This is a genomic window from Pseudomonas sp. YeP6b (genome assembly GCF_025642995.1).
Classification (GTDB): domain Bacteria; phylum Pseudomonadota; class Gammaproteobacteria; order Pseudomonadales; family Pseudomonadaceae; genus Aquipseudomonas.
Genome location: NZ_CP080090.1, coordinates 3,049,467 through 3,067,122, shown reverse-complemented (window position 1 = coordinate 3,067,122; position 17,656 = coordinate 3,049,467). Strand labels below are relative to the sequence as shown.

14 protein-coding genes are annotated in these 17,656 nt (G+C 60.0%); all 14 read right to left on the bottom strand.

The features are described 5' to 3' along the window. Positions 1 to 5: 5 nt before the first annotated feature. The 14 genes from KZH41_RS13780 to tssC all read right to left on the bottom strand — a co-directional run bounded on the left by KZH41_RS13780 (position 6) and on the right by tssC (position 17,646). Entirely contained in the window at positions 6 to 848 is an 843-nt protein-coding gene (locus tag KZH41_RS13780; protein ID WP_094951968.1) for a serine/threonine-protein kinase, read from the bottom strand. Continuing rightward, positions 845 to 1,555, bottom strand: coding sequence for a PP2C family protein-serine/threonine phosphatase (locus tag KZH41_RS13775; protein ID WP_263275003.1), 711 nt, complete (start codon positions 1,553 to 1,555; stop codon positions 845 to 847). Before KZH41_RS13775 ends, KZH41_RS13780 begins: the two co-directional genes overlap by 4 nt. Beyond that, positions 1,555 to 4,914: a type VI secretion system membrane subunit TssM gene (tssM, locus tag KZH41_RS13770; RefSeq protein WP_263275002.1), complete on the bottom strand. Its 3,360-nt coding sequence runs from the start codon at positions 4,912 to 4,914 to the stop codon at positions 1,555 to 1,557. Before tssM ends, KZH41_RS13775 begins: the two co-directional genes overlap by 1 nt. A gap of 16 nt (positions 4,915 to 4,930) precedes the next feature. Then, positions 4,931 to 5,788, bottom strand: a complete 858-nt coding sequence (gene icmH, locus KZH41_RS13765; protein ID WP_094951971.1) for a type IVB secretion system protein IcmH/DotU — start codon at positions 5,786 to 5,788, stop codon at positions 4,931 to 4,933. A 5-nt stretch (positions 5,789 to 5,793) separates the two neighbouring features. Next, positions 5,794 to 7,122 carry a type VI secretion system baseplate subunit TssK gene (tssK, locus tag KZH41_RS13760; RefSeq protein WP_242155844.1) on the bottom strand — a complete coding sequence of 443 codons (1,329 nt, stop codon included), beginning with the start codon at positions 7,120 to 7,122 and terminating at the stop codon, positions 5,794 to 5,796. Between the two features lies 1 nt (position 7,123). Beyond that, positions 7,124 to 7,609: a type VI secretion system lipoprotein TssJ gene (tssJ, locus tag KZH41_RS13755; protein WP_094951973.1), complete on the bottom strand. Its 486-nt coding sequence runs from the start codon at positions 7,607 to 7,609 to the stop codon at positions 7,124 to 7,126. Between the two features lie 5 nt (positions 7,610 to 7,614). Then, positions 7,615 to 8,805, bottom strand: a complete 1,191-nt coding sequence (gene tagH, locus KZH41_RS13750; protein ID WP_263275001.1) for a type VI secretion system-associated FHA domain protein TagH — start codon at positions 8,803 to 8,805, stop codon at positions 7,615 to 7,617. 15 nt (positions 8,806 to 8,820) lie between these two features. Continuing rightward, positions 8,821 to 8,952: a type VI secretion protein gene (locus tag KZH41_RS13745; protein WP_094951975.1), complete on the bottom strand. Its 132-nt coding sequence runs from the start codon at positions 8,950 to 8,952 to the stop codon at positions 8,821 to 8,823. 83 nt (positions 8,953 to 9,035) lie between these two features. Then, the gene (locus KZH41_RS13740) at positions 9,036 to 10,568 is read right to left on the bottom strand and encodes a sigma-54 interaction domain-containing protein (RefSeq protein ID WP_094951976.1); all 1,533 of its coding nucleotides are present in this window, start codon (positions 10,566 to 10,568) and stop codon (positions 9,036 to 9,038) included. Next, positions 10,568 to 12,991 carry an AAA family ATPase gene (locus KZH41_RS13735; protein WP_263275000.1) on the bottom strand — a complete coding sequence of 808 codons (2,424 nt, stop codon included), beginning with the start codon at positions 12,989 to 12,991 and terminating at the stop codon, positions 10,568 to 10,570. Before KZH41_RS13735 ends, KZH41_RS13740 begins: the two co-directional genes overlap by 1 nt. A 12-nt stretch (positions 12,992 to 13,003) precedes the next feature. Continuing rightward, positions 13,004 to 14,011 carry a type VI secretion system baseplate subunit TssG gene (gene tssG / locus KZH41_RS13730; RefSeq protein WP_263274999.1) on the bottom strand — a complete coding sequence of 336 codons (1,008 nt, stop codon included), beginning with the start codon at positions 14,009 to 14,011 and terminating at the stop codon, positions 13,004 to 13,006. Beyond that, positions 13,975 to 15,762: a type VI secretion system baseplate subunit TssF gene (gene tssF / locus KZH41_RS13725; RefSeq protein ID WP_263275104.1), complete on the bottom strand. Its 1,788-nt coding sequence runs from the start codon at positions 15,760 to 15,762 to the stop codon at positions 13,975 to 13,977. Before tssF ends, tssG begins: the two co-directional genes overlap by 37 nt. Continuing rightward, positions 15,752 to 16,171, bottom strand: a complete 420-nt coding sequence (gene tssE, locus KZH41_RS13720; protein WP_263274998.1) for a type VI secretion system baseplate subunit TssE — start codon at positions 16,169 to 16,171, stop codon at positions 15,752 to 15,754. Before tssE ends, tssF begins: the two co-directional genes overlap by 11 nt. Continuing rightward, positions 16,168 to 17,646: a type VI secretion system contractile sheath large subunit gene (gene tssC / locus KZH41_RS13715; RefSeq protein WP_263274997.1), complete on the bottom strand. Its 1,479-nt coding sequence runs from the start codon at positions 17,644 to 17,646 to the stop codon at positions 16,168 to 16,170. The genes tssE and tssC overlap by 4 nt, the downstream gene beginning before the upstream one ends. Between the last annotated feature and the right edge of the window lie 10 nt (positions 17,647 to 17,656).

Sequence of the window (17,656 nt, the reverse complement as noted above, 5' to 3'; positions counted from 1 at the left end):
ATTGCCTACAAGTACCAGGGGCGTCGTGTGTACCCCATCACCTCGCGCAATTGAGCAACGGTGATGGTTCGGCGTTCGGGGTCAACTGCCAAGGCGGTGCGTAACGCAGGCCAGCAATGCCTGGGTAGGTGCCGAGGCCGCGTGAGTCGTTGCGTAAGCTGACGCTCGCCAAGGCGTTTCCCGTTGGCCAGTTCGTACACGATGCACGCCACGCCATAGAGGTCGGCGGCCGCGGTCAATTCATCGCCGGCGAGCAATTCCGGCGCTGCGTAAGCGCGTGTCCAGGCAGTGAAACGGTTGCGACTCAAGCTCGGCAAACCTGCCGCCACCTGTGCTTGGGCATGCCCCAAACCAAAATCGAACAAGCGCACACCCTCTTCGCTCACCATGACGTTGGCGGGCTTGATATCGCCATGCAGTACATTTTGCTGATGGGTGTAAACCAGCGCATCGAGCAACTGTAGCGCCATCGGTTGTAATTGCGGCCAGGTCAAGCCGCTGGGCCACTGCGGCAACAGTCGATCCAGGGTGACGCCGTGCATCAACTCCATGGTGAAAAAAGCGCACCGGCCAGGGGTGTCCACCTCGAACGAAAACACCCTTACCACGCCTTCATGGCGCAGGCTGCGGGTCATGGCGAACTCGCTGTACAGCAGCACATGCGCATCCGGGCATTCGGAAAACGTTTCGCCCAGCAGCTTGAGTGCCACGCTTGCGCTGGGCTCGCCAAATTGCTCGTGCAACAGATCTCGGGCGCGATACACCACACCCATTCCGCCCCTGCCCAACTCGCGTTCAAGGTGATAGCGCCCAGCGAGCAAACGGGGTGGGGCCGATACCTCACTCATGGCTGCACAACCACTGCGGTCAAATCGTCACGCGCCGGTGTAAGCAACACCGCCGTAAATAATTGGTCCACCATTTGTTGCGGCGTCCCCGCGCTTAACGCCCGCCCCAACTCCCCATGGCTGAGTGCCTGATACAGGCCATCGCTGCACAAAAGAAACACATCCCCTGGCTGGGTGCCGAGCTCCAGCACTTCAAGCTGCAACGACGCACAGGCCCCGATAGCACGGGTCAACGCTCGCGCATCAGGGTGTGCCTGGGCTTGGTCCACACTCATTTGACGTTCAGTCATGAGGCGCTGAAGCAGCGAGTGGTCCCTCGACAACTGGTAGAGGCGCTGCCCGCGCCACAGGTAGCAACGACTGTCGCCTGCCCACACACACGCCGCACGCCCCTCCTCAAGCAGCAACGCCACAACGGTGCTGCCCATAGTTGCAGCGGAACGGGTGCCGATACTCTCCAACCGCTGGTTCACAGCTTGCAGCCGTTGCCGAGTCGCGTTGACACGTTGGTCGAGGGAACCCTGGGCTTTCAACGCGGCAAGACTGCTGATCACCCACTGACTGGCCACATCGCCGTCCCGGTGCCCACCCATGCCGTCCGCCACCGCCCAGCAGCCCTGCTGCGGGCAGTCGAGGAAGGCATCTTCGTTACGCGACCTGGTCTTGCCCCGCTGCGTACGCCCGGCACTGTGAACCTGCATGGGCATCACAGTTGCTCCGGCAGGCGAAAGGTGCGCCACGCCTCCATGTCAAACGGGCTGGGAGTACGTGGGCTCGTGAGCAGGTAATTGGCGCGCAAACCGGCAAGGTCCGCCTTGTAGAGCTGCGCATTTCGCCCGCTCGCAGGCTCTTTCTGCAACAAGTCGAAAAACCTGAAGAGCGACCAGGCCCCGGTATTTTTCTCGATGCCCAATGGCCGTTGCTCGGTCCCTCTTTCCACGACCAGGCTGGTACGGCCATTGTCTGCATCCGTGGGCCAATCAAACGCCATAGGCACGATCGGGCCATGCCGATACTCCAGCTGCCTCTCGCCAAAGCGCAGGGTCGCGCGGCTGACCGATTGATCCAGGCTGTAGGGTGCCAAGGTGAACCGAACCGACAACCCACTGTGCTCCTCGTTGAAAAACGCGCGGCGGATAACCTCGGCTTTCGTCAATTGGTCCAGCAACGAACGCGATATTGGCAAGCTAATGCCATCCAGGCCACGCAGCCGGTACCGGTTGCCGTCGGCGCTGATGAAAGGCCGCAGATAGCCGTCATAAAAACCCGCCATCACCCCATTGGGCTTGAAGAATTCCTGGAAATCGTTGACAGCCACCTCACTGGCGGCGTGGGCACTGAAGGGATAACGCTCGCGAATCGCCTTGGCGTAGAGGCCGTGCACCTCGTTTTGATAGCGCTGGTTGATGTGCACATAGGCGCCTTCCAACAGGTGGCGCCAACTGTCGTCAGCCATCCCCTCAAACCAACCGGCGAGTGGCAGCGGTAGACGTGCAGCAGCGTCACGCAGGTCGCCCAAGGCATCCTGTTGCCCCTCCATACGCCGCTTTACTCGTTTGAACGCGGCCTGCTCAGGTGAACTCTCGCGGTTCAGCGCCGCCAGTTGCAGGTGCAATTCGTCGAGCAAACGCAGCGCCCGGGTCAACTCGACACCCGGGTTCTGCTGCTCATCGAGCAACTGGTGCAACGGCTCAAAACGCCGTTGCAACGCACGTCGGGCAGAGTCAGGCACGGCCGCCACCCACCCATCGGCTACCGCCGCCTGGGCGAGCACGCCTGATTCGCTCGCCTTCGCGGCCGCCTTGCCCAAAAGCTCTGGGGCGGGCAGTAGGCGCGTATTTTCACGCAGTAGCAGCAAAAGCTGCATCAATGGCGACTGTGCCGATGTGAGGCTCGCCAGTTGTTCGGCATCTTGCTTGAGGCTGTCAGTCGGTTGCAGCCTGACTCGCCCGAGGGCGCTGCTCCAGGCATCGGCATACTCACTGAAATAGCGCTGCTGGAGCTCAATCATCAGCCGACGCAAATCCATGACACTCAGGTCAGTGCCCTCGCCCAACACCCAGTTATCCTGCGCGATGGCATTCACCAGCCTGGGGCCTTGTGCCTCGAAGTACTGCACGTAACGCTTTGTATAAAAGCCCGGAATCGGTGGATCAACAGCGGTGAATACCTTGCCCTCGGCAAGACGCAGGGGTTCCAGGTTGCGCGACTGCTCGCGCAGCACGCGGTAAACCACATCCGCCAATGACTCACCGCGCAGTTTTTCACGCGCTGTCGCCACCAGTGTTTCATCAAGCGGCGTTGCAAACGGCTGTTCAAGCAGCCGTGCCAAGTGTTGATTCAAGCGTGTTTGCGTCGACGTATCACCCTCATAACGCGCCGACCAGTGATCTGCCATTCGCTGCGCCAGCCACTCGGTGTCGCGGCGCTCACGCAGGTTGAGCATCAGGTAGGCACGTAGGCTTTCCAGCAGCCGTTCACGATCACCCAGGTTTGCACGCACTTGCTCCTCGAGCTGTGCCGTTATCTGGGCCAGTAACGGCTGTAGCAGCGCCCGCTCATAAGCGCGGGCCAGCAATGGCCGGCTGGCCTCACCTTGATACAGGCCGGCGCGCTCGGTAAACGGGACATCGTTGACCGGTGGAAACACCTGCGTCGCGGCCAAGCGAGCATCCAACAGTGCCAGGGTCTGGTCGGCATCCAACGAGGCGAGCGACGGGTGTTCAGCGAATGCCTCCAGCTGTGCCAAGCGCTGTTGGTTGACTGAATAACTGTGGGTCCACAACCATCCGGCCCCACCGATCACACAGGCCATGGCTAAGGCCTGCAACCCTTGGCGCCAACGAATGCGCCGCTGCTCCTGGGTCTGCAAGCCAGCAAGGTCGGCTTCGGCAAAGATCACACGACTGAACAAGCCTTGGATAAAGTGGCTGCGCCTGTCGCCGGCACAGGTCAGATAGAACCCGCGCAAACCATTGATACGCTGGTAACGATGCGCGGAAAAAGCCGATTCGACGAACTGGCACAAACGCTCGCCAAGCTGAGCGGCGTGCTGGGGAAAATCCAGCATACGCCCACGGCGCTCGACGCTGCGTTCCTGATGCAATCGCGTCACCAGCTCAGCATTCACACCTTGCAGCAGTGTCTCGAAGGACTGGCGCACTTGTGTGATCTCAATGCCCACCGTCCCAGTGTCGAAGAACTGACCGAGCACGCTTTCGGCATCCTCTCCCGGGGACGCATCAAAGAACTCGGCGAACCCTGAGACCCGGTCAGCCTGAGTCAACACCAGATAGATCGGTACATCCACATGCAATGTCTGCTGGACTTCCTGCAAGCGGGAATGCACATCCCGGGCATGCAGGTCCAGATCGTGTTCATTGCGGCTCAACAGCGTGTCCACCGATACCGTCACCACCACACCGTTGAGTGGGCGTGCCCGACGGCGTGACCTGAGCAGGCTCAACAACACCGACCAACCTGCGGCATCCACCGCATTGTCGGGTTGCGTCAGGTAGCGCCCCGGGGTATCGACGAGTACACCTTCGTCAGCGAAATACCACTGGCAATGAGCAGTGCCGTGCGTCGGCATCGCCTCACCTTGATCCAGCGGCGACTGCAAGCCGGCTGCCGCCAATAGATGCGTCTTGCCGCTGCCCTGTTCGCCGATCAACAAATACCAGGGCAAGTCATTGCGCCAACGCTCGTTGCGCCCTGCGTAACGACGCGTGGTTTTCAGCCTTTGGACTGCCTCCTTGAAACGACCGCGTACGTGTTTCTGCTCGTCTTCCACCCAGCCCACTGGCTGATGGTGAACGTGGCTCTCAGGGCTCTTGAGCCCTGCCGCACGGTGTCCACCTGCGACGACCATCGCCAGCCCCCACAGCAGAAACAGCACACTGATGGTGACCAGCCGATCAGCCGGGTCTTGCCAGAACCGGTAATCATCCACTGCCAACAGCGGCCCCAAAAACCACACCAGCACTGCACAGGCGAGCACCAGTAACAGGCTCCAGACCCAAATCCTGCACAGCACGGTGCCCGCGCCCTTGAAGAATGCGTTCATTCATTGCTCCCAGCGTTTACAAGGGCGTCTGAGTCAGTGTCGACGCCGAAGGTTGAAAGAGTTGCAGCGCGTTCGTAGCCTGTTGGCTCAACGTCCAGGCAAACCCTGCATACATCGCCAGCACACAGGCCAAGGTGAGAACCGCGACCCAGGTGGCAGAAATGACGCGCAGTCGCGTACGTCGCGTTTGCCTGGCTGCGGGCGCCACGCGTTGCGAGGGCGGCTCACCTCGCACCTGCCGTATCTGCCGATACAAGGCGTCGCGTACGCTTTCAAGTTGCGACGCGCCTCGTTCCATGATGCGGTACTTGCCTTCAAAGCCGATGGACAGGCACAGGTACATCAGCTCCAGCATCGCCAAGTGCTTGACCGGGTCGCGTGACAGTCGCTCCAATAGCTGGAAGACCTTCTCCCCGCCGAAGGTTTCGTTGTGAAAACGACTCAACAGGCTCATCCTCGACCAGTCGCTACGAGTGCCCCACGCGGTGGTCACCACGGCTTCATCCACCACGCTGCATAACACGTAGCGTGCCGAGATAACCTGGCTGTTCTCGACACCGCACTGCAATGCGCGGGTTTCAAATTGCGTGACCGCCGATGACAGGCGGTCGTTGATCGCGCCCAGCCCTTCGCGACCGGTGCAGCCCTTGAGCTGAACCACCTGCGACAGTAACGCCGAGGCCGCCGCTACGAGGGGGTTGAGACCGATCTTGAAGCTGCGCGTATCCTGTACGCGGGCGGCATAGATCATCCGGTCTTCCAACTGCTCAAAGCGCGGCGGCGTAGGGAAGTCCGTTACCGGCCCCTGGCTCGGGCCACGGCCCTCATGGTCGAGCAATACGGTTTTTTCATCCTGCGGATATTCACTGTCCATAGCATTCAGTTCCTGATGGCCCAGAAGTTGAGTTCAAGCGCTGAAAATTCACCGCCCACATGGAAGGCGAAACCACCCGACTGCTCCAACTGAGTGATATCGCGGGCACTCAGGTCGAGCATGAAATAGGTTTTGGCGGCATGGAACGGAATCTGTCGCGGCGCCACCGGTAGCGGTTTGACCTTGATACCCGTCAGGTGCAGGTTGACCAGCTCGCGTATGCGTTCCACCGGCCCAACCTTCAAATGCGCCGGCAAGCGATGGCGCAACGCCTCCGAATCACACTGTGCAGTGGCCGCAAGAATGAAGGTTGCGCTGCCCAGTAGCTTCAGATCGCTCACCGGGCATACCAACACCCCGTATTGGCGCTGCTGCAGGCTCAACTCGATGGCGTGTTGCTCCAGCACCATCGACAGCACGTCACGCACGCCCACCATCAGCGCACGAAAACTTTCAGCCTGGTCGCCATGCCGGTAACGCACCTCCAGGTGCGCTCGCTTGCTGTCGCTGGCGAACGTGGAGAGCTCACCAAACATTGCCAGCAGCGCTCGGAACAACGCTTCCGGGCGGACCTGGGCCTGGCTCAGGTAGTGACGTAGTTCCAGCTCAGTACGGTTGATCAACTGCAACATCAGGAAGTCTGCGACTTCCGAGCCTGCGGCCGTCCCCTCACCGCGAATACGCGCCGCGATGGCATCTCCACGGTTGGCAAGCAGGCTGATCACCTCCTTGAGGCATGACGACACATAGCCATTACCCTGAAGAAAAATGAACGTTGGCGTGAAGTCCGCGTCAAGGCTCACGCCGCCTTCATCGGTGGCCCCCACGACTTGCGCAACCTTGAGTTTGACCAAGCCCTGGTCAGCGGGCGGGTCGCCCAATACAAGACGCAGGTCAGGGCGCGCGCAACTGATGCGGCAACGGGTATCGACACCCGCATTTGAATCACCCACCTCGATATCACAGGCCAGGTAGCGTGCCAGGACATCGATCTGCTGCTGCCCGCGAACCTCGACCTGATTACCGGTGGCCAACGGCAACGCCAGGTAAATCGCTTGCTTGCCTGAATTCGCTGGCACTTGCAGAACCAAGGGTTCCATTGCCCCGCTCAGCTCGAACAGGCTGCCGTCCGGCAAAACGCCAGAGGCCTGGTTGACCACCACCTTGCCAAAATTGAGGTACTGCAAGTCAACCTCAAGCGTAAGGAAGCCCCAGGCGTCACTGGCGAGCAAACGGGTTTGATTGAGCTGTTGCTGGTAATAACGGTCGTTGTGCTGCAGATGCTGAGGCCTTAACAACATGCCTTCCTGCCAAACAACTTTATGAACGTGCATATCACTCTGCCTCGCTGTCTGGCGTGGGGGACGCGAGGCGAATGCCGGTCTGGTCCAGCACGAGGTCGGCCAGGGTCAACTGCTGGGGTGTCACAGGTAAAACCCAACGCCATTGAACATGGGGCAAATCTCGATAAGCCGCCAGCACGCCTACAAAGCGCGTTTGAGGTTCGAGCCTGAGCTTGAGCGCCAGGCGTTCACCCGGGCGCAGCTCAAGTTCCTCGCTGCCCAGCCAGTCCCTGGGCAGTGCTTGTTCAGCATTGCTGTACAGGCTGAAGAAGTCGGCATTCTCAAAGGCCACGGGATGGCGCAACTCAAGCAGGTGTACCACCACCGGCGAAGGTCGACCGTGCAGGTCGGGGTTGACGTGATCACCGGCGGTCAGCGCCACGTCCAATTTGGTTAACGTAGAGAACGGCGATACTGCGCTGCAGCCGGCCAACAGGCCGAGCAGGAGCAGCATTGACGCAAGGGTCACTCGATACATAACTCTCATCCTGGATAATCGACGTGCAGCGTTGAAATCAAGCGAACCTGCTCTTCGTAGGCTTTGGCGAAGTCGCCGCCTGACAAGTCATCGTTGAAAGGCTCATCCTCGATCAAGCGCTGGTAGTGACGCTGATACGCTCGCCAGTGCCCACCGTCGGTGGAAAACCGCGGCCGCTTAGCCTGGTAGTCGAAGCACATCAGCAAATGCCCCGGCGCAAAGGCGCTACGTGTGTTGCGCAGCGCACTGCGACAGGCGGCCATCAATGCAACCTGATGGGCCTGCAAATCCCGGTAAACATGGGTAATGGCCTGTTCGGCAGGCAAATAATCGGATTCCCCCGGCCCTAGCAGCGCCGCCAATGCAGCAGGGGTGTCGACGTGCGCCTTCAAGGGGTTGCGGTGCTTGTGCTGGGCGTCGACAAGCGGCACGCCTAGCTCACGCTTAAGCTCTTCACAGGTATGCAGACTTTGTTGCAACCCCTCGACGCCCACGCGAAGCAGGCGCGCCACCTTGATCGCCAAGGCTTCTCGGGCGTCGCCGTCCAGCGTGTCCAGGCGCATGCCCAGGGCTGCCGCGAACTGTTCCCAAAAGGCCTCATTGGCAGCCATCGACGGCGTGACGCAAGGCATCGAAGATGTTTGCACAACGGGTTCGGCCCGTCGGGCTATCGTCAGGTGGTCTCTGCTGGCCGCGTTGTGCTCCGGCCACGTTCCAGGCACGTCAATACCCTCCTCCAATGCCGCCAACTCCGGCGAGCGAGTCTGGCGCTGATGCTCCAAATCGAGCGATTGAATGGGGTCCAACGCCAGGAATGCGTCATCGGGGATCGTTGCACACGTGACATCGTAGGGCTCATCACGAGACGGCGCGTGCGTGATCAAACGCGCACGTATCGCAAACGGTCCCAGCTCAAATACCTCGCCATCACCGATCAATCGCGCCTGCCCTTTGCGCAGACGCTCGGCACTGCCTGCCACACCGATGCCGTTAGTGCTGATGTCGGTCAAAAAGTACCGACCTTCGCGGTAAGCGACCAACCCATGGTGGCTGGAAAGCAGGCGATTGGCATCCGCAATCACCCAGTCACAACCCGCCCCGCGGCCAATCACACCACCGCCCTCGTCGAACATTTTGCGCGCCGATGCTGCAGGGTTAACGCCCTCGGCATCACAGACCTCGAATATGAGTTGCATGTCTGGCTCCCCTATTTACTGGCCACGGGTGACCATCTTCGGCTCACCCAGCGGACGGTAGTCGGCATCATCAAAAACATAGTTGGCGCTACAACCACTCAGCAAACACAACACAAGCACAACGGCTCGCCACGGACGATCAGTCATCAGGTTTCTCCCACAGAGATAAGGTCGTCGGGCCAGATTTGACGCAGGCGACGGTCATGCATAGCGATACTCAAGCGCACCCTTCAGCACTCCTCCTTGGCATCACCAAAAGGAATGTTCAAGCGGGCCAGACGGTAGAGCAGCGTGCGACGAGCCACCCCCAACTCACGTGCAGTGCGGGTCCGATTGCCACGGTTCTTGTGCAAGCAATCAATCAGAAACACCCGCTCCACCCGTTCCATACGTTGGCGCAGGGTCACATCGACTGCCGCAGGCACAGCCGGGGCCAGTGGTAGCGATAGGTGCACGGGCAGAATCATATCGTCGTCACACAGCAGGACTGCTCGCTCCACCAGGCACTTGAGTTCGCGCACATTGCCGGGAAAGTCGTGGCTCGAGAGTTGATCAAGTGCAATATTGGACCAGTCAACAGGCGCCCTCCCGAGGGACACGCAAGCCTTGTCGGCGAAGTGCCGCGCCAGTTGCAGCACATCGCCGTCCCGCTCACGTAAAGCGGGCAATGGGATCGGGAACTGTGCGAGCCGGTAATAGAGGTCTTCACGAAAACTACCCGCTGCCACCATCGCAGCCAGGTCGCGGTGGGTCGCAGCGATGATGCGCACGTCAACCTTGTGGGCGGTACTGGCGCCCAGCGGGCGCACCTCGCCTTCCTGCAATACCCGCAGTAACTTGGCTTGCAGTGAAAGGGGCATATCGCCAATTTCATCCAGCAGCAACGTACCGCCATCGGCGGCATCGAATAGCCCCGTATAGTTGCGCTCGGCGCCGGTGAATGCACCTTTGCGGTAGCCAAACAGCTCGCTCTCCAGCAAGCCTTCCGGGAACGCGGCGCAATTTTGCACCACAAACGCCTTGGCACTGCGCGGGCCGGCGGCGTGAATGGCGCGTGCCACGACTTCCTTGCCGGTGCCGGTCTCGCCTCGCAACAGCACGGTGTACGGGGTATGCAGCACCTTGCCGATCAAGTGGCAGGTCTTCTCAATCGCCGCGCTGTTACCGATCAAGCCATACGCCCCCGTTATCGGCGCACCGCGCTCTGACCGTGCGGCGCCCGGCACAGGTTGCACGCGCCGCAACAGGCGTAACTGGTTCAAGGCAAAGCTGCCCAGTTGACCCAACGAGACTGCGTAGCCTTGCAACGGCACCGAGTGCCAACTGGCACACAGCAATACGCCGGTAATCTGCTTGCTGTGGTTAAACAGTGGCACCGCCAGCACCGAACGCCAGGGCGCCTGCGCCACCGGCAGAAAACCGCTGTCAAAGGGGCTGCTCTCCAGGTCATCAAGGCTGAGCGTACAGCGCTTATTGAGAACGTAGTGCAGCAGTTGTTGTTTTTGCCATTCACGGGTTGCAGTCAGGTCGCTGCAGGGTATCGGACCCGGTAACTGCTCGGCGATCAGATCAAGTCGCCCCGTTACCTCATCATGCAGGTACAACTGGCTGAGTTCACACCCGCTCAGTTGCGCGGCGCCCGCGACACAGCGTCTAGGTAAGGCTGTTTCATCTGTGCCTTGGCCCAAGCCCATGAAGCAGCTCAGCAAGGTGTCGGCATAGGCCAGAGGATCGGGCAGATCGGTAAACAGGCGGTCGGTCATCATCTGAACTCGCAAGTCGGTTGGCCGTTGCCATCCAGTCGCGCATGGACCAAGGACAATGACTCGCCCATGCTCGTGGCGCAGAGAAGACGATCCACCATCGGTGGCAACAAATACTGCTCGATCCATTGATCGATGTAGCGCGCGCCGCTGTCACCGTGCTCACACCGCTCGGTCATATGCGCAATCAGCTCGGGCGAGTAAGTGAAGGCGAGCTTGCGTCGCTGCAGCCGCTCACCGAGGCTTGCAAGCTTGAGCCTTGCAACGTCGTGCAGCACTTGCCCTGCAATCGGGTAGTACGGCACGACCCGCATCCGGGCCAACAGTGCGGGCTTGAAGTGCGCGCGCAGTACGGGGTGAATCGCGTCCTGCAGCGCCTGGGCATCCGGTTGCCGGCCGCCGGCACACAGCGCGCTGATGCAATCGCTGCCCAGGTTGGAAGTCATCAGCAGCAACGTGTTGCGAAAATCAATTTCGCGCCCCTCGCCATCATTGGCGCGGCCCTTGTCAAAGACCTGGTAAAACAGATTCAACACTTCCGGATCAGCTTTTTCGACTTCGTCGAGCAGCACTACCGAATAGGGCCGCTGGCGCACGGCTTCGGTCAGCACGCCGCCCTCGCCGTAACCGATGTAGCCCGGCGGCGCACCGATCAATCGGGACACGGCATGCTTTTCCTGGTATTCCGACATGTTGATGGTGGTGATAAACCGCTCACCACCGTACAAAAGGTCTGCCAGCGCCAGCGCGGTTTGCGTCTTGCCTACACCACTTGGGCCCACCAGTAGAAAAACCCCCACCGGCGCGTCCGGCTTGTTGAGGCCTGCCGCAACAGCGCGCAGCCCGCGGTCAAGGGCCTGCACCGCATGCTCTTGCCCAAGGATGCGTGCGCGCAGGGCATCGGCGAAGCCCAAGACTTTTTCGTTGGGTTCAAGCGTCAGTTGCTCGAGCGGTATGCCGGTCCAGGTGCTGATGACCTGAGCCACCACGCGCGGGCACACCTCAAGAGTGCGCGGTGCTTGCCCGCTCTGTTGTTCCAGCGCCTGGCGCTCGTGCTCGATGGTTTCCAAACGCAGGCCCAGCGCCTGCAAAGCCTGCGCATCAACCGCTATGCCCATGCTGGCATCTCGACTTAATGCCTGCTGGTGCCGGCCGCCTTCTGCCTGTTGAGCGCAGATGTTCTGCAACGCCTCAGGTGGCATGGCCTGGCGTGTACGCACCCAGGCGCAAGCAGTGTCCAGCACATCCACGGCCTTATCGGGCAACTGGCGCCCCGCGAGGTAGCGAGCGCTCATATGCGCCGCCGCAACGACCGCATCGTCGCGTAAGTAGACCCCATGGCTCGCCTCATACACCGGGACCAGACCGCGCAGAATCGACGCCGCTTGCTCAACACTCGGTTCGCCGACCAGTACCGGCTGGAAACGCCGCGCCAATGCCGGGTCTTTTTCGATGTATTGCTTGTACTCCGACCACGTAGTGGCCGCGATGGTGCGCAGCCCTCCCCGTGCCAACGCCGGCTTAAGCAAGTTAGCCGCGTCGGAACCGCCCGCCTGACCTCCCGCGCCGACCAAGGTATGGGCTTCGTCGATAAACAGGATGACCGGCTGCGGCGCGGCATTGACCTCATCGATCACGCCTTTGAGGCGCCGTTCAAACTCACCCTTGAGGCTGGCACCCGCTTGCAGCAGCCCCATATCCAGAGTCAGCACGCGAACATGCCTGAGCGCTTCGGGTACCTGCGAAGCGACGATTTTCAGGGCAAGGCCTTCGACAATCGCGGTTTTCCCCACCCCCGCCTCGCCGACCAGAATCGGGTTGTTCTTGCGGCGCCGCATAAGGATGTCAATCAGCTGGCGGATTTCACTGTCTCGACACAGCACCGGATCAATCAACCCTTCGCGGGCTTGGTTAGTGAGGTCGTGAGTAAAGCGCTGCAGCAACGATTCGGGTGCTATTGGCTGGGTCTCAGGTGCTTGGCTCGCGAGGAAATCACGCACACGCCCGGCATCCAGACGGCTCAACACACCGTGATAACCCCTGCCGGAATCATTGAGCGAATGCCGCAACAGCGCCAGCAACAGTGCAGCGTGATCGACAAAGGGTTGCTCCAGTTCACGCTGGGCGACCCTCCGCGCTTGCTGCAACCAGTGAACCAGCGCCTGGGCGAAGACTGGACTGGCGCAGGCACTCTGCTCACTTCTGGGCTGCAATGTGGCTTGCAACTCGCTCATCTGCACACCGGCGTCTGCCAGCGCCTTGGCCAACAGCCCGTCGGGATGTTCAAGCAACGTCAGAAGCAAATCTTCCACCAGTACTTCACGGCCACCGCGCGTCACACAACGCTCAGAAGCGCGCTCCAGGTCTTGCCGTGCCTGGGCCGTCAATGTGCGTATAAGGTGTTGCAGGTCCACATTCATCATGCTCATCAGTCCTTAATCAAAGTTGCCTGCGAGCGTGACCACACCATCGGCTCGCTCATGCGCCAACCAACTGGTCCACCCCAGTCGACAGACATTGCGCTCGCCAATGTGCAGCGCCCTGACTTCACCCTCAGCCAACACCAGACGCAGGTCGTACTCCAATGGATCGCGTGAGGTTAATCGCACCAGTGAACACAGCGGCTGATACCCGCTGCCGGTGGGCAGAAACTCGTGAAGACGCTGCCAACTCAGTGCGATCACATGCACCCTGAACTTTCCGCTGCGGTCGGCCACTCGCTGCCCCAGCACCAGGTTTTGACCGAGCTCGCTGTTGGCGACGCCCACGTTATTGCGTTGCAAAGGGGCAACCTCCACCGTGCGTTCAACCCATTGCTCGATGAACAACGGGGTGTGCTTGAAGTAGTAGCGCAGGACGGTCTCGATTAACGCGGCCGAATGCGCGCGCAAACTCAGCAGCCCCAGGTAAGGCAGCAGGCGCTTGCAATCCAGTTGCGACGCGCCCCGAATCGCGGTGCCACCCAAGCCGATCAGTGCAAACATCTGCTCGGAAAACACATCACTGGCTCCCGTTTTAAAACACGCCCGATAACGGTATTTACGCCAGATTGGCAACATCAACCGGTGCAGGCGTTGGTGAAAAATGTCGAGGAAGTCACACGTAGGATTACCGCCCGGCCGCTCCGCAAATGCCTGCTCACCGTAAAACGCCGGCAGCGGCGAACCGGCGCCGAACAACCCCAAGATGTTCAGCCGCAGGCGAGCGCGCAATTGCCCGTGTTCCATAAAAAACTCCACCCGATCTATGTCGTGCCCCGCGAAGCCCAGACCAGGGTTGGCCTGAAACTCCAGTTGCTGGTAAAGCGCGTCCTCATCCAACAGCGGGTGGGCCTCGCGCAATCGCTCGATCACCTGCAGAACCGCTTGGAATAGCGTGTACTCGCGGATGACACGACAAAGCTGAGTCAAAGCAGGGGTTGTTGCCCCATCCGGGATGGCCATAGATACACGTCTCCTTGTGTGCTGGTGACTCGCAACTCGTGGTACGAATTAAGGCTGGCGTAGAGCGCAAAGAACTCATTGAGGACAGACGCGAACACGAACAGGTCGCCCATGCCGAGAAACCCTTGCGGATCGACTGCAAGGTCCACGCGCAACCCACGAATGGGTAGGCCGCAATGCAACCGATCAACTGCCTCGTGGCGGATGGACCGCAACGCGCCGAGCCGGGTCTGGCTGACCTTTTGCGCCTGCCGATCGTGATAGCGCGGTAAATCGTAGGTTTCGAGGATCACTTTCAAGGCGTTGATATCGGTCAACGACAGATAGTTGAGCGACATGTTGCTGATCAGCTTCCACAGAAAATCCTGATCCAGCGGCGGTGCAAAGCTCGCGGTTGGCGCAGTAATATTGCGAAAAGTGAGTGACTCCGGGGCCTGCTCGCTGGGCTGGTTTATGTCGCCGGCCCGCAACTGGCGTGGCAGGTTGCAATTGGTACAGGTCAGTTCGATCGAGAGCGTTTCCTGATCTTGCGGGGAGCGAGCGCCAAACCCCATCCAGGTATCCAGGCCACCATGCTGCTGCGACGCGCGTTGGCGAATGCTGTAGCTGGAAGGCGCCGTGGGCAGTCCGTCGTCGCAGTCATGCTCAAAGGACTCGAACGGCACGTAGGCTTGATGTCCCAACCCACCGGGGCGCCATCCGGTGACGTTGTCCACGGAAAACACACCCGCGTGGCCTGGTGCGTACTCCCCCGGCACCAGCAGGTACTCGTCCTGTTTTCCGTCCAGGCGAATGGGTACCGCATCATGTTTGAACAAGTTGACGATAGGCGTGCAATACAACTTCACGTTGTCCAGCGTAGGGCATTGGGGTTGATGCCCATGGACGCTAAGCTCGAAGCGCAACACCAAGCCATGCACCTGTTTAAGCAAATGATCGGGAAGCGCGTGCAGCGCACATAACCCCTCAACATCGACAAACAGGTACTTGTCAGGAAAGGCGAAGTACTCCTGCAGGTGCCGGTAACCACGGAACGTATTCTGCGGGTAAGGTATCAACGCCTGTTCCTCTGAAAACCCCACCGGCTGAACCTGACTGGCGCGCAGACGCATCGTCACGGGTTGCCCATCGATGCCGTTGACCGCTGAACCTGACTCGTCCAATAACAACACGTGGATGCCCTCAAGGTGGCGCAGCAGGCTGAGGTACAGCCCCTGGCTGATATAGCGGTCCCCGGCCAGATGCAGTCGCAAGGAGTCAAACGTCAACTCGCTGAAGTTGCCCTCGGCAGTCATGTTCAAGCGCAGCTCCAACCGTGCACTTTCACCCTGGGTGCTGTACTCCAGGCCACTGAGTTGCAGGGGCATGACGTCAGTGGCGTAGCAGGTCCGAAAGCGACAACGCTCCCCTTGTATCGCGATGCTTTCTACGGCGGTATCGCGCGCCACTCGCACAGCGGGACCGGTGCGTTTCAATGGGTCGAATTGCAGGATGCTGAAGGCGGGCATTGGCCGCATGTAGTTGGGCCAAAGCAAATGCATCAAGGAATGCGTCAGTTCCGGCAACTCGTCGTCCAGCTTCTGGCGCAGGCGGCCTGTCAGGAACGCAAAGCCCTCCAGCAATCGCTCCACATCCGGATCCTGGCCGGTTTGCGCCAGAAACGGGGCCAGTGCGGGGTTGCGCTCGGAAAACCGTCGACCCAGCTGCCGCAAGGCACTGAGCTCACTTTGGAAATGGCGGTTAAAGCCCATCGGCGCAAACCTCAACCCGCCCGGCATCAACCAGACGCGCATTAAACACCACGGGTTGCATCACACCGTCAATCATCAGCGCAGCATCGATTGCGAATGCCAAGGCCAAAGGGTCGCTCCCACGGGGCAACACCCTGACACGCACATTCACCAACCGCGGTTCATAGGCTCGGATGAAACGCTCGATCAGAACCCGCGACTGACTCATGGACTCATGCAGGCTGAGCCGCATGTCATTGAGGTCAGGCAAACCGTAATCAGGCAACGTCTGGACACTGCCTGCGCGGGTGCTGAGCATTTTCCCCAAATGAGCCGCGACAGATGCCACGCCACACGTCCGGGTTCGCGCGTCACATTCGAGGCGCTCGAAAAGGCTATTGGTGTGGGACTTGCCCTGGCCTTTACTCATTCTTTATCGAGCTTGCCAACCAGAGACAACGTGAAGTCTGCCCCCATGTACTTGAAGTGCGGGCGCACGCTCAAGTTAACCCGATACCAGCCTGGCTCTCCGTCGACATCGCTGACGACGATGCGTGCTGCACGCAATGGGCGCCGCCCACGCACTTCGGCACTGGGGTTCTCCTGATCGGCCACGTATTGGCGAATCCACTTGTTGAGCTCCAACTCCAGGTCCGTGCGCTCTTTCCAGGAACCCAATTGTTCGCGCTGCAGCACCTTGAGGTAATGGGCCAGACGATTGACCACCATCATGTAAGGCAACTGGGTGCCGAGTCGGTAATTCAATTCGGCGGCCTTGCCCTCTTCACTGATGCCAAAGGTCTTGGGTTTTTGCACGGAACTGGCGGAAAAAAACGCTGCGTTGTCACTGCCCTTACGCATGGTCAGAGCAATAAACCCCTCTTGCGCCAGCTCGTATTCGCGCCGGTCGGAAACCAGCACTTCGGTAGGGATCTTGGTTTCGATCTCTCCCATGCTCTGGAAGTGATGCAGTGGCAGATCCTCCACTGCCCCGCCACTTTGCGGGCCGATGATATTCGGGCACCAGCGAAAGCGCGCGAAGCTATCAGTCAGGCGAGTAGCAAAAGCGTAAGCGGTATTGCCCCATAGATAGTGCTCGTGGCTGTTGACCACGTTCTCTTGATAGGCAAAGGTTTTCACCGGACATTCAAGCGGGTCGTATGGCGTTCGCAGCAGGAAGCGCGGCACGGTAAGACCGATATAGCGGGCGTCTTCGCTTTGGCGAAAGCTTTGCCATTTGGCGAACTGCGGGCCTTCGAAATGGTCCCTGAGGTCCTTGAGGTCAGGTAGCCCCGTGAAGCTTTCCAGCCCAAAAAAGCCCGGCCCGGCAGCGGCGATAAAGGGTGCATGTGCCATACAGGCTACGCTGGACGCGTATTGCATCAGCTTCACGTCGGGCGCACTGGGTGAAAGGAAGTAGTTGGCAATGATCGCGCCTACCGGCTGGCCACCAAACTGACCGTATTCGGCGCTGTAAATATGCTTGTAGAGGCCGGACTGAGTAATCTCCGGTGAGTCCTCAAAGTCATCCAGCAGGTCCTGCCGCGAGACATTCAGCAGCTCGATCTTGATGTTCTCGCGAAAATTGGTACGGTCGACCAGCAACTGCAGGCCTTTCCACGCCGACTCCAGTGCCTGGAAATCCGGGTGATGAAGAATCTCGTCCATTTGCTGGCTGAGTTTTGTATCGATCTCGGCGATCATCCGGTCGACCAGGCGTTTCTTCACCGGCTCTGCGCTGTTGTGCGGCTTGAGCAGCTCCTCGATAAACGCCGATACGCCACGTTTGGCAATGCCGTACGCCTCGTCGTCGGCACTCAGTAACGTCTGGGCAACGATGTTGTCGAGGATGCTGTATTCGTCAGCCGCACTTGCGGGCTGCGGGTTGTGCTGGATCGTTATCATGGTGTCAGTG

Excerpts from the sequence above, each read along its gene's own strand:
- KZH41_RS13780 (WP_094951968.1), bottom strand. The coding sequence starts at position 848 with ATGAGTGAGGTATCGGCCCCACCCCGTTTGCTCGCTGGGCGCTATCAC.
- KZH41_RS13775 (WP_263275003.1), bottom strand. The coding sequence starts at position 1,555 with ATGCCCATGCAGGTTCACAGTGCCGGGCGTACGCAGCGGGGCAAGACC.
- tssM (WP_263275002.1), bottom strand. The coding sequence starts at position 4,914 with ATGAACGCATTCTTCAAGGGCGCGGGCACCGTGCTGTGCAGGATTTGG.
- icmH (WP_094951971.1), bottom strand. The coding sequence starts at position 5,788 with ATGGACAGTGAATATCCGCAGGATGAAAAAACCGTATTGCTCGACCAT.
- tssK (WP_242155844.1), bottom strand. The coding sequence starts at position 7,122 with ATGCACGTTCATAAAGTTGTTTGGCAGGAAGGCATGTTGTTAAGGCCT.
- tssJ (WP_094951973.1), bottom strand. The coding sequence starts at position 7,609 with ATGTATCGAGTGACCCTTGCGTCAATGCTGCTCCTGCTCGGCCTGTTG.
- tagH (WP_263275001.1), bottom strand. The coding sequence starts at position 8,805 with ATGCAACTCATATTCGAGGTCTGTGATGCCGAGGGCGTTAACCCTGCA.
- KZH41_RS13745 (WP_094951975.1), bottom strand. The coding sequence starts at position 8,952 with ATGACTGATCGTCCGTGGCGAGCCGTTGTGCTTGTGTTGTGTTTGCTG.
- KZH41_RS13740 (WP_094951976.1), bottom strand. The coding sequence starts at position 10,568 with ATGACCGACCGCCTGTTTACCGATCTGCCCGATCCTCTGGCCTATGCC.
- KZH41_RS13735 (WP_263275000.1), bottom strand. The coding sequence starts at position 12,991 with ATGATGAATGTGGACCTGCAACACCTTATACGCACATTGACGGCCCAG.
- tssG (WP_263274999.1), bottom strand. The coding sequence starts at position 14,011 with ATGGCCATCCCGGATGGGGCAACAACCCCTGCTTTGACTCAGCTTTGT.
- tssF (WP_263275104.1), bottom strand. The coding sequence starts at position 15,762 with ATGGGCTTTAACCGCCATTTCCAAAGTGAGCTCAGTGCCTTGCGGCAG.
- tssE (WP_263274998.1), bottom strand. The coding sequence starts at position 16,171 with ATGAGTAAAGGCCAGGGCAAGTCCCACACCAATAGCCTTTTCGAGCGC.
- tssC (WP_263274997.1), bottom strand. The coding sequence starts at position 17,646 with ATGATAACGATCCAGCACAACCCGCAGCCCGCAAGTGCGGCTGACGAA.